Annotated in this window: 10 protein-coding genes and 3 pseudogenes; 9 read left to right on the top strand and 4 right to left on the bottom strand. The window is 46.2% G+C overall.

Features of this window, described 5'->3' with window-relative positions:
- Positions 1 to 15 precede the first annotated feature (15 nt).
- From hpf to ACHBIF_RS08065, 8 genes and pseudogenes are all read left to right on the top strand, one after another.
- Positions 16 to 558 carry a ribosome hibernation-promoting factor, HPF/YfiA family gene (hpf, locus tag ACHBIF_RS08100; RefSeq protein WP_105111237.1) on the top strand — a complete coding sequence of 181 codons (543 nt, stop codon included), beginning with the start codon at positions 16 to 18 and terminating at the stop codon, positions 556 to 558.
- A gap of 237 nt (positions 559 to 795) precedes the next feature.
- Entirely contained in the window at positions 796 to 1104 is a 309-nt protein-coding gene (locus ACHBIF_RS08095; RefSeq protein WP_394719805.1) for a hypothetical protein, read from the top strand.
- A 115-nt stretch (positions 1105 to 1219) separates the two neighbouring features.
- Positions 1220 to 4303, top strand: coding sequence for a DEAD/DEAH box helicase (locus ACHBIF_RS08090; RefSeq protein WP_394719803.1), 3084 nt, complete (start codon positions 1220 to 1222; stop codon positions 4301 to 4303).
- An 84-nt stretch (positions 4304 to 4387) separates the two neighbouring features.
- On the top strand, positions 4388 to 5047 hold the full coding sequence (locus tag ACHBIF_RS08085) for a hypothetical protein (protein WP_394719801.1): 660 nt from the start codon (positions 4388 to 4390) through the stop codon (positions 5045 to 5047).
- 1 nt (position 5048) lies between these two features.
- A complete protein-coding gene (murC, locus tag ACHBIF_RS08080; protein ID WP_394719799.1) occupies positions 5049 to 6380 on the top strand; it encodes a UDP-N-acetylmuramate--L-alanine ligase in 1332 nt (443 codons plus the stop codon).
- A 44-nt stretch (positions 6381 to 6424) separates the two neighbouring features.
- Positions 6425 to 6910 (top strand): GNAT family N-acetyltransferase, encoded by a 486-nt coding sequence (locus tag ACHBIF_RS08075; RefSeq protein ID WP_394719797.1) that lies wholly within the window; start codon positions 6425 to 6427, stop codon positions 6908 to 6910.
- Positions 6911 to 6921: 11 nt separating this feature from the next.
- A pseudogene (locus ACHBIF_RS08070) lies at positions 6922 to 7284 on the top strand (TIGR02328 family protein).
- A 151-nt stretch (positions 7285 to 7435) separates the two neighbouring features.
- Complete coding sequence (locus ACHBIF_RS08065; protein WP_394719795.1) at positions 7436 to 7897, top strand: GNAT family N-acetyltransferase; 462 nt, start codon at positions 7436 to 7438, stop codon at positions 7895 to 7897.
- 15 nt (positions 7898 to 7912) lie between these two features.
- On the opposite strand, the pseudogene ACHBIF_RS08060 reads toward ACHBIF_RS08065, so the two are convergent.
- Positions 7913 to 8161 (bottom strand): annotated as a pseudogene (locus ACHBIF_RS08060) (DNA cytosine methyltransferase); the annotation flags it as partial.
- On the opposite strand from ACHBIF_RS08060, the pseudogene ACHBIF_RS08055 reads away from it, so the two are divergent.
- A pseudogene (locus ACHBIF_RS08055) lies at positions 8160 to 8694 on the top strand (DUF4143 domain-containing protein); the annotation flags it as partial. The pseudogenes ACHBIF_RS08060 and ACHBIF_RS08055 sit on opposite strands and share 2 nt — an antisense overlap.
- Here the strand turns inward: ACHBIF_RS08055 and ACHBIF_RS08050 are convergent.
- Genes ACHBIF_RS08050 through ACHBIF_RS08040 form a run of 3 tightly spaced genes read right to left on the bottom strand, consistent with a single transcriptional unit; the run spans position 8691 to position 12377 of the window.
- Complete coding sequence (locus ACHBIF_RS08050) at positions 8691 to 9950, bottom strand: hydroxymethylglutaryl-CoA reductase, degradative (protein ID WP_394719793.1); 1260 nt, start codon at positions 9948 to 9950, stop codon at positions 8691 to 8693. The pseudogene ACHBIF_RS08055 and the gene ACHBIF_RS08050 sit on opposite strands and share 4 nt — an antisense overlap.
- Before the next feature lie 59 nt (positions 9951 to 10009).
- A complete protein-coding gene (locus ACHBIF_RS08045) occupies positions 10010 to 11167 on the bottom strand; it encodes a hydroxymethylglutaryl-CoA synthase (protein WP_394719791.1) in 1158 nt (385 codons plus the stop codon).
- 25 nt (positions 11168 to 11192) lie between these two features.
- Positions 11193 to 12377 (bottom strand): acetyl-CoA C-acetyltransferase, encoded by a 1185-nt coding sequence (locus ACHBIF_RS08040; protein ID WP_394719789.1) that lies wholly within the window; start codon positions 12375 to 12377, stop codon positions 11193 to 11195.
- Between the last annotated feature and the right edge of the window lie 242 nt (positions 12378 to 12619).

The following is a 12619-nucleotide window of genomic DNA, read 5'->3' as shown; positions in this document are numbered from 1 at the left end:
GAAAGAGGTACTAATATGATTAAATTCAGTATTCGTGGAGAAAACCTTGAAGTTACAGATGCACTCCGTGCCTATGTAGAAGAGAAAGTTGCTAAGATTGAGAAGTACTTTAGTGCAGACCAAGAGTTGAATGCCAAGGTAAACTTGAAGGTTTACCGTGACAAGCGTGCTAAGGTTGAAGTGACCATCCCTGTTGGTGGTGTAACCCTGCGTGCAGAAGACATTTCACAAGAAATGTATGGCTCAATCGACCTTGTCGTAGACAAGATTGAACGTCAAATCCGTCGTAACAAGACAAAAATCGAGCGCAAACACCGTCAAAAAGTGGCTACTGGTCAAGTCTTTACAGACGAGTTGGTAGAGCAAGCTGAAGAAGAAGTAAAAGTAGTTCGTACTAAGCAGGTAGACTTGAAACCAATGGATATGGAAGAGGCCGTTCTTCAATTAGAATTGCTTGGACATGACTTCTTTATCTACACAGATGCCAATGATGGTACTACCAATGTCCTTTACAAACGTGAAGATGGCGATTTGGGACTCTTGGAAGTGCGTCAGTAATTCTCAGAACTTGTATTCACAGTTCAGTATCTTTAGCTAAGGCTAGTTTTCTGCCACTCATCGTTCGTTTTTCTCGAAATACAGTCAGTATTCCATCAAAAAACGGTCTTGATTTGTAAAAAAAACTATCTCTCATCTAAATCTACCTTACTTGTAAATACTGTTTCTTATATAAACGAATAGGAGAGGAGGGCAACCTTCTCTCTTTTGCCATGACGGGTGACGAAAGGACTAGCTATGCAGTTTTTAGCAGAATTGATTGGAGAGTGGCTCTTGGAATTGCCAGTTTTTGAGCCAGAAAAACAGGCGCCCTTTGGCAGTCGTTACTGGTTGGGCTGGCTCGGAATCTTGTTTCATCTGGTCCTGGTCGGCTTGCTTGCTTTTATCAGTTTCTTTAGCCTAGCTAAGCTGCTGAAAGACTTTCATCTGGGCCATATGATTCTTGCTACCTTCCTACTTGGGCTTGCGCTCTTTTCGCTTTGGCGACTTGGCAAATACCTGGTTAGGATGTGTCGCGCAACCAACTATTATTGGAAGAGGAAATAGAAAGCATCAGCTTGAGCTGGTGTTTTTTTGATGCCTGGGGAGGGAAATTCGGTTTCAATTATGCTATAATAGAGAGATAATATTTGTTAGGAATGAATGTTGAAGAGGAGCATGGATGAGTAGGATGATGCCGGGGCGGACTCGCCAGGAAGGAATTGATTTATACGAATCGGGTCAGTTGACAGTCGTTGAGAGCGAGCTGGGAAAGATGACGCTGGAAATTGCCGGGGAGTTGTTTTCCTATAGTGATAACGATAGTGAGCTTAATTGTAGCTGTCTGCTATTTCAAAACAAGGGCTACTGCCAGCATTTGGCTGCTACGGAGTATTTTTTGAAGAATGATAAGGCTGGTCAGACTCTCAAGGAGGAGGGCAGCCATCAGAAGGAGACGGCTAGGCGAACCTACTTTGGCGGCTTGTTTTTGGATGAAATTATATCGCCTCCGCTTGATTTGGGTATCCAATACCAATTGGCTGTGGAGGGGCAGTTATTGGCCTATGACCGCCAGATTGACTGGACCCTCAAAATCAGTCGTTTGCCAGACCAGCGTTACTATATTATTCGCGATATTGGGGCCTTTTTGAAGGTGGTCAAAACCAATGGCCAGTATCAAATCGGTAAAAAATACTTTGAGCATGTGTCCTTTGATCATTTTGACCCGGCAAGTCAGGCTCTTCTGGAATTTTTATGGGTCCTGGTGCCTGAAAAAGCCCGCCTGGACTCGGAAGTCTTGGTTCATTTCGGTCGTCATTTCCGCCTGCCCCAGTCTCACTTTGAGGAGGGGCTGGAATTGCTGGGGGACTTGGATGAATTTCAACTAACCTACCAGCAGACCAGCTACTCACAGTTGACCATTAAACACCTAACGCCAGAAGACGGTCTCTTTTGTTTTGAAGTAACGGTTTATACGGATATGATTGAAATGGTGATTCATGAAGAGCCTGTCCGCCAGCTCTTTTATGGAAGTTACCTGCTCAAACATGGGACTATCTATAGCCTGGATCGCCAGCAGGAAAATCTGCTGATGCGGATCAATGATCTGGTTCCGACTGAATCAGGCCTACGCAAGGTTCAAGTGGATTTTCAGGATCAGGGCAAATTGGCCCTCAGTTTATTGGAACTGCAAAAATTGGGGAAAGTCAAGGCACCCAAACGCTTTGCCATTGAGGATTTTCAGCCGGAATTCCATCTGGGCATGGAGGCAAGTGGTCGCTTGACCCTGCAGCTGGTCTTGGATTTTTCAGGTCGCAAGGTTGCCTCGAAAGAGGAGCTGGACTTACTACCTTTTACAAGTCATTTTCAACATCTGGAAGCTGTCCACCAGGCGATCAAGCTGGCAGGCTTTCATGGGAAATTCCTGGCCTACCGCCAGCCCTTGGTCCAGACCGAATGGTATACCTTCTACAAGGAACATCTAGCCCTGTTGGAAAAAATGGGTAAGGTTTACCTGGACCAGCAGTTAGAAAATAATCTTATTCAGGCCAAGCCAAGTCTTGAAATCGTGAAAAATGGTTCCTTGTTGGACATTTCCTTTGACTTGACAGGCATTGATCAATCCGAGGTGGACCAGGCCATCCAGGCTCTCTTAAACCAGGAGGACCACTATACCAGCCCAAGTGGAAAGTTGCTGGTCTTCGACGAAGTGGCCTTGCGCATCAGCCAGACTCTGACCAATCTCCGGGCTAAATTTGGAAAGGGGCAGACCTTTCATTTGGATGCCTTGAATGGTTTCCGACTGGCTCAGCAATTGTCAGGCTTGGACCAGGTTCATTTTTCGGAAGAATTTCAAACCATGGCGGCTCATTTGGCAGCACCAGATACCTTTCCTCTTCCGCAACAGCCCCTTAATCAGCAACTACGGGATTACCAAGAGACAGGCGTCAAATGGCTTTCCATGCTCAACCATTATGGTTTTGGGGGCATTCTGGCAGATGATATGGGTCTAGGGAAGACCCTGCAAACTATTGCCTTCCTGTCAGGCCATCTGAAGTCAAGTTCCAAGGTTTTGATTTTGGCTCCGTCTAGTTTGATTTATAACTGGCAGGAAGAATGTGCCAAATTTGCGCCGGACTTGGAAGTGGCAGTGGTCTATGGCAATAAGGACCACCGGGTAAAGCTTATCAATGAGGACCATCAGGTCTATGTGACTTCCTATCCATCCTTCAGACAGGATTTTGACCTCTATAAAGAAGAGCAATTTGATTATTTGATTTTGGATGAAGCCCAGGTCATGAAAAATTTCCAGTCAAAAATTGCCCAGCTTCTGAGAGAGTTTGAGGTAGGGAATTGTTTTGCCCTGTCTGGTACGCCTATTGAAAATCACCTGACGGAGCTTTGGTCTATTTTCCAGATTGTCCTACCAGGCCTCCTTCCAGGTAAGCAGGAATTTAGCAAGATGAGTTCCCAGGAAATTGCCCGTATAATCCAGCCCTTTGTCCTCAGACGGCATAAGGAAGAGGTTCTAGATGAATTGCCTGATTTAATCGAGGTCAATGTCTTAAATGAATTGACAGATGAGCAAAAGGTCATCTATCTGGGGCAACTCCAGCAAATGCAGTCCAAGGTGCTGGGTGCAGATGATGCTCAGATTAACCGCAATAAGATTGAAATCCTATCAGGCATTACCCGTCTCCGTCAAATTTGTGACACTCCCAGCCTCTTTATGGATGATTTTACCGGAGAAAGTGGTAAGCTCAATAGCCTGAGCGAGCTCCTGCAACAGCTTAAAGAGGGTGAGCATCGGGTATTGATTTTTTCACAGTTTAGAACAATGCTGGATAAGATTGAGCAGCAGCTGGATGAGTTGGGCCTGACCTCTTACAAATTGACTGGCTCGACCCCTGCTAGTCAGCGCCAAGAAATGACCCAGGCCTTTAACGCAGGTAGCCGCGATGCCTTCCTCATTTCCCTCAAGGCAGGTGGCGTGGGGCTCAATCTGACCGGTGCCGATACAGTCATTTTGGTTGACCTCTGGTGGAATCCTGCGGTGGAATCCCAGGCCATTAGTCGGGCCCACCGAATGGGGCAGACAGAAACGGTAGAATGCTATCGATTGATTACCAGGGGAACAATTGAAGAAAAAATCCTTGCCCTGCAGGAAAGTAAGAAAAATCTGGTCAAGACGGTGCTGGACGGTGAAGAAAGTCGCTCAAGTCTGACGGTTGAAGATATTCGTGACATTCTTGGTATCACAGAATAAGGCTGACAATCTGAAGCAGACTTCCTCTTGTGTGGTAAAACCCTGTGCCTTTATGATATAATGAGTAGTTGAAAGGAATGTGCTATGATAAGAGAAGATACTCGATTTCCCATCATTTCAGACAATGAGCCCCTGATTGAGGCCAGCCCTCAGATGCTTCTCTATGAGGAGAGCGATTTGATTTCAAATATTAAGGGACCTTATCAGGACAAGGTGTTTGAAGTCAGTGACAGTCAGGAACCAGCGGTGAAGCCTGTTCCAGAGCAGACGGAAGACGAGCTCTTGCCCCCTTTATTTGCTACCAAGAGGTCGCATTATTCCAGACGGGACCGAAATCTTCACAGACCGGTCCAGCATGCGGAGCGGAAGACCCAGGGGCAGTTAGCCAGGGAAGTAGCCAAAGAAGATATTAAAAAGAAGCGTTCAGCTAGCTATTTGAAGGATGATTTTATTGGAAGCAAGCCTAAAAAAGTTCCAACTGTCCAACCTACTCCTCGCAAGGAAGCGACTGGCAATCTTCTGGCCAATCTAGCTGACCGTTTGCGCCAAGAAAGCTATATTTTAGCAGATCTGCTAGAAGTCTATTCTTTGAAAAAAGAGGACCGGGTGCAGGAAAAAACATCAAGCAACCAGTCCTTTGATTTCCTCAAGAGAAGTCAGGTCTACAATTATCCGGAAAGACGTGCTTTTCGTGAAAAGCAGGTTGCTCAAGAACTCAATTTGACACAGATAGAAGAGGATTAAGATGACAAAAAACTATCATTTTATTGGTATTAAGGGTTCGGGCATGAGTGCGCTTGCTCTTATGCTCCACCAAATGGGCCACAAGGTTCAAGGAAGTGACGTAGATAAGTATTACTTTACCCAGCGTGGGCTGGAGCAAGCTGGAATTCCTATCCTGCCCTTCGATGAAAAAAATATTACTGCTGATGTGGAGCTGATTGCAGGTAATGCCTTCCGGCCAGACAATAACGTGGAAATCGCCTATGCGGATGCGAATGGCTACAGCTACAAGCGTTACCACGAGTTCCTGGGCCAATTCATGAAGGAATTTACTAGCCTAGGTGTGGCTGGTGCCCACGGTAAGACGTCAACTACAGGTCTCTTGGCCCATGTTATGTGCAATATCACGGATACCTCATTCTTAATCGGTGATGGTACAGGTCGTGGTTCTGCCAATGCCCAATACTTTGTTTTTGAGTCAGATGAGTATGAGCGTCATTTTGCTCCATATTACCCAGAGTACAGCATTATCACCAACATTGACTTTGACCATCCGGACTATTTCACTAGCCTTGAGGATGTCTTCAATGCCTTCAATGACTATGCCAAGCAGGTTAAAAAAGGTCTTTTCCTCTATGGTGAGGATAAGGAATTGCGTAAGATTACAGCCAATGCGCCGATTTACTACTATGGTTTCGGTGATGAGAATGACTTTGTAGCCTATGATTTGCGTCCGTCAACCACAGGTTCGCAGTTCAAGGTACGCTACAAGGACCAGGAATTGGGTGAGTTTCAAATTCCAACCTTCGGTAAGCACAATGTCATGAATGCGACAGCGGTAATTGCCAATCTCCATATTGCTGGTTTTGATTTGAGCTTGGTAGCTCAACACCTCAAGACCTTTGCTGGTGTCAAGCGTCGTTTTACGGAGAAAATTGTCAACGATACGGTTATCATTGATGACTTCGCCCATCATCCAACGGAAATCATTGCGACCATTGATGCGGCCCGTCAGAAGTACCCAAGCAAGGAATTGGTGGCTATTTTCCAACCGCACACCTTTACGCGGACCATTGCCCTTTTGGATGAATTTGCGGAGGCCTTGAATGGGGCGGATGCGGTTTATCTGGCACAGATTTACGGATCAGCGCGTGAGACAGATAACGGTGAGGTCAAGGTAGAGGATTTGGCGGCTAAAATCACGAAAAAAGGTGGGTTGGTGACGGTTGAAAATACTTCACCACTCTTGGACCATGACAATGCGGTCTATGTCTTCATGGGGGCAGGGGATATTCAGTCCTATGAATATTCATTTGAGCGTCTCTTGTCAAATTTGACACATAATGTACAATAAGAAAATGGACTGCGGTCCTTTTTCTGATACTCGGGGGAAATAATATGGAAATTCGTTTTGCGCAGCCGGGTGACTTGCCTGGTATTTTGCGGCTGGAGCAGGAAAATTTTATTCCTGAGGAGCAGATTTCAGAGCCTGTTTTGGCGGCTTATGCTGCAAATAGTAGCCAGTCCAGTCTCGTTATGATTCACAAAGGGGAAGTAGCGGCTTATTTGTTAGCCAGTCCTGCAGAAGAGAAGTTGGTGACGGATGCTATTTTTGAGCTGACAAGCTCTGCTGACTTGATAGGACGATACTTGCACATTGCTAGCCTGTCAGTGGACAATGCTTACAAGGGTCAGGGGCTTGGTACCCTACTCACAGCTGCCTTGAAAGAAGTCGCAAGGTCAAGAGATATGGAGGGGGTTGCTTTAACTTGTAAGGAATATTTGCTCAACTATTATGAGCGTAATGGCTTTGAGGATATGGGACCATCCCAGTCACAGTTTGGCGGCGGCCAGTGGTTTGACATGTATTGGTCTGTGCCATAACAGGGGATCCAATGCAACTTTGGCATCAAGACTTAATTTCGGTACTTCCGCGCCAGCAATTGTTGGGACAGCATAGAAAATGTTGTGCCTTACGAGGTGCAGGTTGGGGACGTCATCATGCGACGGTCAACTATGTCTTTACCCATTCTCCGACTAAATTGTTTCAATATTATAAGATGATCATGCAGGAGATGGAGAAAAGAGGTTACAAGGTGTCGGCCGAATGGTAGGAGTCGACCTATCGTGGGAAGAAGGAAGCGTCTTATAGTGAGGTTGAAGAAATTCCACTGACCAGTCCTATTTATCCAGAGCACGACGAATTTTACTTGGAAGAATGTCTGGTCAATTTGCGGGACAAGGGGATTTTTCTGTAAATCATCCGTTAAACACAAAAAATCAGCCCAGAGGACTGACTTTTAGGAGATTTATGAAAAATTTTAGGATACACTTATAGTATAAAGGAATTTTCAGAATTTTCATCGGTCCTAGGACCGATTTGTATTATTTTTTTGAAGGAGGAAAAAGATGATTAGACAAGCTCAGTTACAAGACATTCCAGCACTGGAAAGCCTGCTTGAGGAGATTTTACAGTTTCATCATGTGGGGAGACCTGATATTTTTAGGGAAAGTGGGCAAAAATATTCGCAGGCAGACTTGACTTCCATGATTGGAAATCCAGACCAGCTAATTTTTGTCTATGAAACGGCGGGACAGGTAGTTGGGCATCTCTTTTGCCAAATTCAAGAGGCCCAGAGTCAGGTATTACAGCCTGTAAAAACGCTCTTCATCGATGATTTGTGTGTGTCATCGCAGGTTCGCGGTCAGGGAATTGGCAAGGAACTCTATGCTTTTGCTCTTTCTTATGCCAAGGAAAGTGGTTGCTACAATATAACGTTGGATGTTTGGGCGGATAATACGAAGGCAGTCGCATTTTATGAACAACTAGGGTTGAAACCGCAGAAGATACGGATGGAGGAAGTATTATAAAAGAACTCAACTATTTCAGTCGAGTTCTTTTATAAATTCTCCGATTTTTTTAACGATTTCTGTTACTAAGGCATTCCCCATGAAAAATATTCGCATTTTATCAGAAACATCAACAATAGTTCCGTCAGAAAGTTTTTTCTTAGCTGTCCAATCGTCTGGAAAGTCTTGCAGTCGCTCTGCTTCAATAGGTGTAATGAGGCGGTAACGCCCAATGACTTTTAAGAAGTGGGTAGAGCGATTGACAGTCCCGTCTGATGTTAGCATAAAAAATACCTTGATTAGTCAGGGTGTAAAAATCGCGCATGCAACCTTGGAACAATATCTGAACAGCCTTACAGATAGCCTGCTCTTTTACGCAGTTCCTCTGTTTGATGTAAAAGGGCGTAGTCTCTTAGAGCGTCTAGAAAAATACTACACAGTAGACCTTGGTTTTAGAAACCTATTGCTCCCAGATCATCAGGAAGATATTGGAAATATGATTGAAAATATTGTATTTCTGGAGCTATGTCGACGTTATAGCAAGGCCTATGTTGGCAATGTCGATAAGTACGAGGTGGATTTCATTGCCGTCACGGAGCAGGGGCATTTTGCCTATTACCAAGTCAGTGAAACAACTCTTGAGCCTGAAACGCTTGAAAGGGAATTGCGTCCGCTGCAGAAGATTTCAGACAACTACCCCAAGTATATACTGACTATGGATACTATTCAACCCTATGCAAATTATGGCGGTATCGAGAAGATGAACCTGCTAGACTGGTTAGTGGAGGCTTAAAAAAGAGTCACCCCTCTTTTTTTAGTTTCTTCTCATTTCTTCTAACAATTTCTGTGCTGTCTCCAGATTGCTGTGTTTTTTTTGGCGCAGGAGGTGGGCTAGGTGGTCGACCTCCTTTTCGTGGGCGCCGGCTAGCAGGGCCAGGGATTTGGCATGAAGTTTCATGTGTCCCTGTTGGATACCAGTTGTGACCAAGGCGCGCAGAGCAGCGAAGTTCTGGCTGAGACCGACAGCGGCTATGATAGAAGCTAGTTGCCGCGCCTGTGGATGTCCCAAAATAGCAAAAGCTGCTTGAACCTTAGGATTGAGGCCAATTGAACCACCGACGGTAGCGATAGGCAGGGGCAGTGTGATGGAACCCACCAGCTCCTCGCCTTGGATAGTCCATGTCGAAAGACCGCGATATTGTCCGTCGCGACTGGCATAGGCGTGAGCGCCTGCCTCAACAGCCCGCCAGTCATTTCCCGTCGCAAGTACAAGGGCGTCAAGGCCGTTAAAAATCCCCTTATTGTGGGTGGCTGCCCGATAAGGGTCCACCTGAGCCAGTTTGCTGGCAAGGCTTATTTTTTTTGCCGTTTCTTGGGCAATGGCAGAGCTGATTGCTAGACTTGAGATGGCTATCCGACATTCTGCGGTCACTAGGGACTCCGTTGCATAGTTGGACAGAATCCCCATCAAGGCCTGACCTTGCGATAGAGTTTCCAAATGTTCTTTTATCCCTTCCAACATATTATTTAACATATTGGCGCCCATGGCCTCTTGGACGTCGACCTGCAAGTAAACAATCAGAAATTCATCCTTTTGCTCGACGGTAATCTTTCTAGCGCCACCGCCTCGTTTGACAATAGATGGATGTGCGTCGTTGGCTAGTTGGAGCAGTTCTTCTTCCGCCTGACCAATGAGCTGACTGGCTCTGTCCATGTCAGGAACGTCGTAGAGTGCGACTTGACCAATCATAAGGCGGTTGTGGATAGTGGTGGAAAAACCGCCCGATTTGGCAATCATTTTTCCACCTAGCGAGCAAGCGGCAACGACAGAGGGTTCTTCCGTGACCATGGGAATACTGTAGCTGATACCGTCAACCAGCAATTCTGGTACGACCGAGAAGGGCAAGGAGAAGGTTCCAAGGTGGTTCTCAGCCATTTTTCCTGCAACGGTTTCTGGGAGATTATCATCTTGCTGGAGAATGGCAATGGTTTTCTCATCTAGCTGATGAGCTTGAGCTAGCAAGTCAATGCGTTCAAGCCGCGTTTTTTTGTAATATCCTGAGAAATGGGACATGATTTCCTCTTTCTATATGAGAAAAGCACCCTGGCTTGGCCAAGGGTGCCAGTTACTGACTAGTTTTTGATATAGATTCGTCTGTGGTCTTGGATTTTAGCTAGAGCAAATGGACTTTGGTCAGCAGGCAAGTCAGCAGAAGTGCCTGTTTCGTCCAATTCAATTTCTTCAAAGAAGATTTGTTCGTATTGGTCCATGCTCAAGCGTGTCCGCTGGTTGAGCTTGTCTAGGCGGTCCATTTCCAAGTGCTCTTGGTAGCCTTCGACTAGGCGGCCGCTAAAGATTTCACAGACAGCTCCGCTACCATAGCTATAAAAGAGGACTTGGTCATCTGCCTTGAGCGCTCTGCTATTTTCCAAAAGGGAAAGGAGAGAAAGGAAAATCGAGCCAGTATAGATGTTGCCGACCACCTTGTTATAAACGATGGCCTCTCGGAAGCGGTCAGAGAGGCGGGTCAGGGTTTCCTCATCCTTGGCAATGGCTTGGAGGCCCTTGAGCCCCTGCTTTGAGAATGGGATATGCAGGCACATAGCCGCGAAGTCGCTGAGCTGTTGTCCAGTTTTCGCTTGGTAGTGGTCGAAGGTAGTAGTCAAGCAATCAGTGTATTGTTCGGTTGAAAATTTGCCATCAACACGCGGATATTTGTCATAGTTGGGACGCCAGAAGTCGTAGATGTCGCGGGTTTGGCAGACATTGTCATTGTTGAGGACCATGATGCGTGGGTCAGCAGTGACCAGCATGGCAACAGCACCCGCACCTTGAGTTGGTTCACCGCCTGATGCGATACCGTATTTGGCAATATCGCTGGCGATGACCAGAACTTTGGAGTCAGGGAATTGGTTGATGTGGCTTTTGGCTAGACTGAGTCCGGCAGTTGCACCGTAGCAGGCCTCTTTCATTTCGATAGACCGTGCAAAGGGTTGAATACCGAGGAGTCCATGAATAGCTACTGCTGCAGCCTTACTCTGGTCAATACTTGATTCGGTACCAACGATGACCATGTCAATAGTTGCTTTATCTTCTTCGGTCAAGATGCTAGCCGCAGCCTGTGCCCCCAAGGTCACGATGTCTTGAGTCACAGGAGCCACAGCCATTTCAGACTGGAGCAATCCGATTTTAAACTTATTAGGATCAACAGAGCGGGCTTGGGCTAAGTCAGCCAAATCTAATACAAAATCAGGTGCCGCAAAACCGATTTTATCAATACCAATATTCATAAAAATTCCTTTGTTTACAAGTGATTTATCTTGTGGTCGCCTTGGAAATGATGAGGGAAATTCCCTGACCGCCTCCGATACAGAGTGAGCAGAGGCCTAGTTTTCCATTGCGTTTTTCTAGTTCGTGGATCAGCGTCACCAGGATGCGGCTACCGCTGGCACCGATAGGGTGTCCGAGTGCGATTGCACCTCCGTTGACGTTGACCTTATCTGCTGGGATGCCCAATTCCTTGACAACAGGAATGGACTGGGCAGCGAAGGCCTCATTGATTTCAAACAAATCAATGTCGTCCACTGTTTTTCCGAGTTTTTGTAGAGCTTTCTGGCTAGCTGGAATTGGTCCCAAGCCCATGTAGGCTGGGTCCAATCCGCTAGTTGCATAGGACTCGATGAAGGCTAGAGGCTGGACATTCAACTCCTTAGCCTTCTCTTCTGACATGAGAACGAGAACCGCACAGCCGTCATTGATACCAGAGGCGTTGGCAGCAGTCACCGTACCATCTTTTTTGAAAGAAGGGCGGAGTGTTGCTAATTTATCAAGTGGGGTCAATCGTGGGTATTCATCTGTGTCAAATATGACTTCTCCCTTGCGGGTTTGTAGGCTAATTGGGACAATTTCATCTACGAATGTGCCTTGGGCAATAGCCTGAGCAGCTTTTTCTTGGCTGGCAAAGGCGAAGGCGTCCTGTTCTTCACGAGTGACCTGATACCGCTCTGCAACATTCTCAGCGGTAATGCCCATGTGGTAGCCCTCAAAAGCATCCGTCAGACCGTCAGTCAGCATAGAATCTTCTAATTCCAAGTGTCCGAATTTAGCACCGAATCGGCTGTGCTTCGACAGGTAGGGTGCTTGGCTCATGATTTCAATACCACCTGCAACGACGACGTCATTGTCGCCTAGCATGATAGACTGGGTTGCGAGCAAGACGGATTTGAGACCGGAACCGCAGATCTTATTAACCGAATAAGCAGAAGTTTCTTGCGGAAGTCCTGCTTTGACAGCAATTTGGCGGGCAATATTTTGCCCCTGACCAGCAGAAAGGACATTGCCAAAGATGACCTCATCAATGCTCTCCGCTGGGATATTCTTTTTCTCTAGCGCCTGCTTGAGAACCTGGGCTCCCAAGTCGGCGATTTCTATATCTTTTAGACTACCTCCAAAACTGCCAATGGCAGAGCGGTAGGCAGACACGATAGCTACTTTACTCATGAGTACTCCGTGTTCATTATTATCGTTCAGTTCGTAAAGGATAAAAAAGTCCGGCATTTCTAGAGTGCGGAATCTCCTCTTGGATCTGTCGTGTTCAGCCTAACTATTATATCATGTTTTTGGCATAATGGATAAGAAGAAGGATAGGTCTGAGGGCTGAATTTTTGTAGCGTTACAATAGATGTGAGACTTCTAGAAGTCAAAAAGAAGATTCCCTGATATGATAAGAGTACCACCTACTC

Source organism: Streptococcus sp. A11 (assembly GCF_043674225.1).
GTDB classification, from domain to species: Bacteria; Bacillota; Bacilli; order Lactobacillales; family Streptococcaceae; genus Streptococcus; species Streptococcus suis_V.
The sequence above is the reverse complement of the archived record's forward strand: the minus strand, read 5'-3'. Positions and strand labels throughout refer to the sequence as shown.

Bases quoted from the DNA above. Each gene is read 5' to 3' on its own strand.
- hpf (WP_105111237.1), top strand. From the start codon at position 16: ATGATTAAATTCAGTATTCGTGGAGAAAACCTTGAAGTTACAGATGCA.
- ACHBIF_RS08095 (WP_394719805.1), top strand. From the start codon at position 796: ATGCAGTTTTTAGCAGAATTGATTGGAGAGTGGCTCTTGGAATTGCCA.
- ACHBIF_RS08090 (WP_394719803.1), top strand. From the start codon at position 1,220: ATGAGTAGGATGATGCCGGGGCGGACTCGCCAGGAAGGAATTGATTTA.
- ACHBIF_RS08085 (WP_394719801.1), top strand. From the start codon at position 4,388: ATGATAAGAGAAGATACTCGATTTCCCATCATTTCAGACAATGAGCCC.
- murC (WP_394719799.1), top strand. From the start codon at position 5,049: ATGACAAAAAACTATCATTTTATTGGTATTAAGGGTTCGGGCATGAGT.
- ACHBIF_RS08075 (WP_394719797.1), top strand. From the start codon at position 6,425: ATGGAAATTCGTTTTGCGCAGCCGGGTGACTTGCCTGGTATTTTGCGG.
- ACHBIF_RS08065 (WP_394719795.1), top strand. From the start codon at position 7,436: ATGATTAGACAAGCTCAGTTACAAGACATTCCAGCACTGGAAAGCCTG.
- ACHBIF_RS08050 (WP_394719793.1), bottom strand. From the start codon at position 9,950: ATGTCCCATTTCTCAGGATATTACAAAAAAACGCGGCTTGAACGCATT.
- ACHBIF_RS08045 (WP_394719791.1), bottom strand. From the start codon at position 11,167: ATGAATATTGGTATTGATAAAATCGGTTTTGCGGCACCTGATTTTGTA.
- ACHBIF_RS08040 (WP_394719789.1), bottom strand. From the start codon at position 12,377: ATGAGTAAAGTAGCTATCGTGTCTGCCTACCGCTCTGCCATTGGCAGT.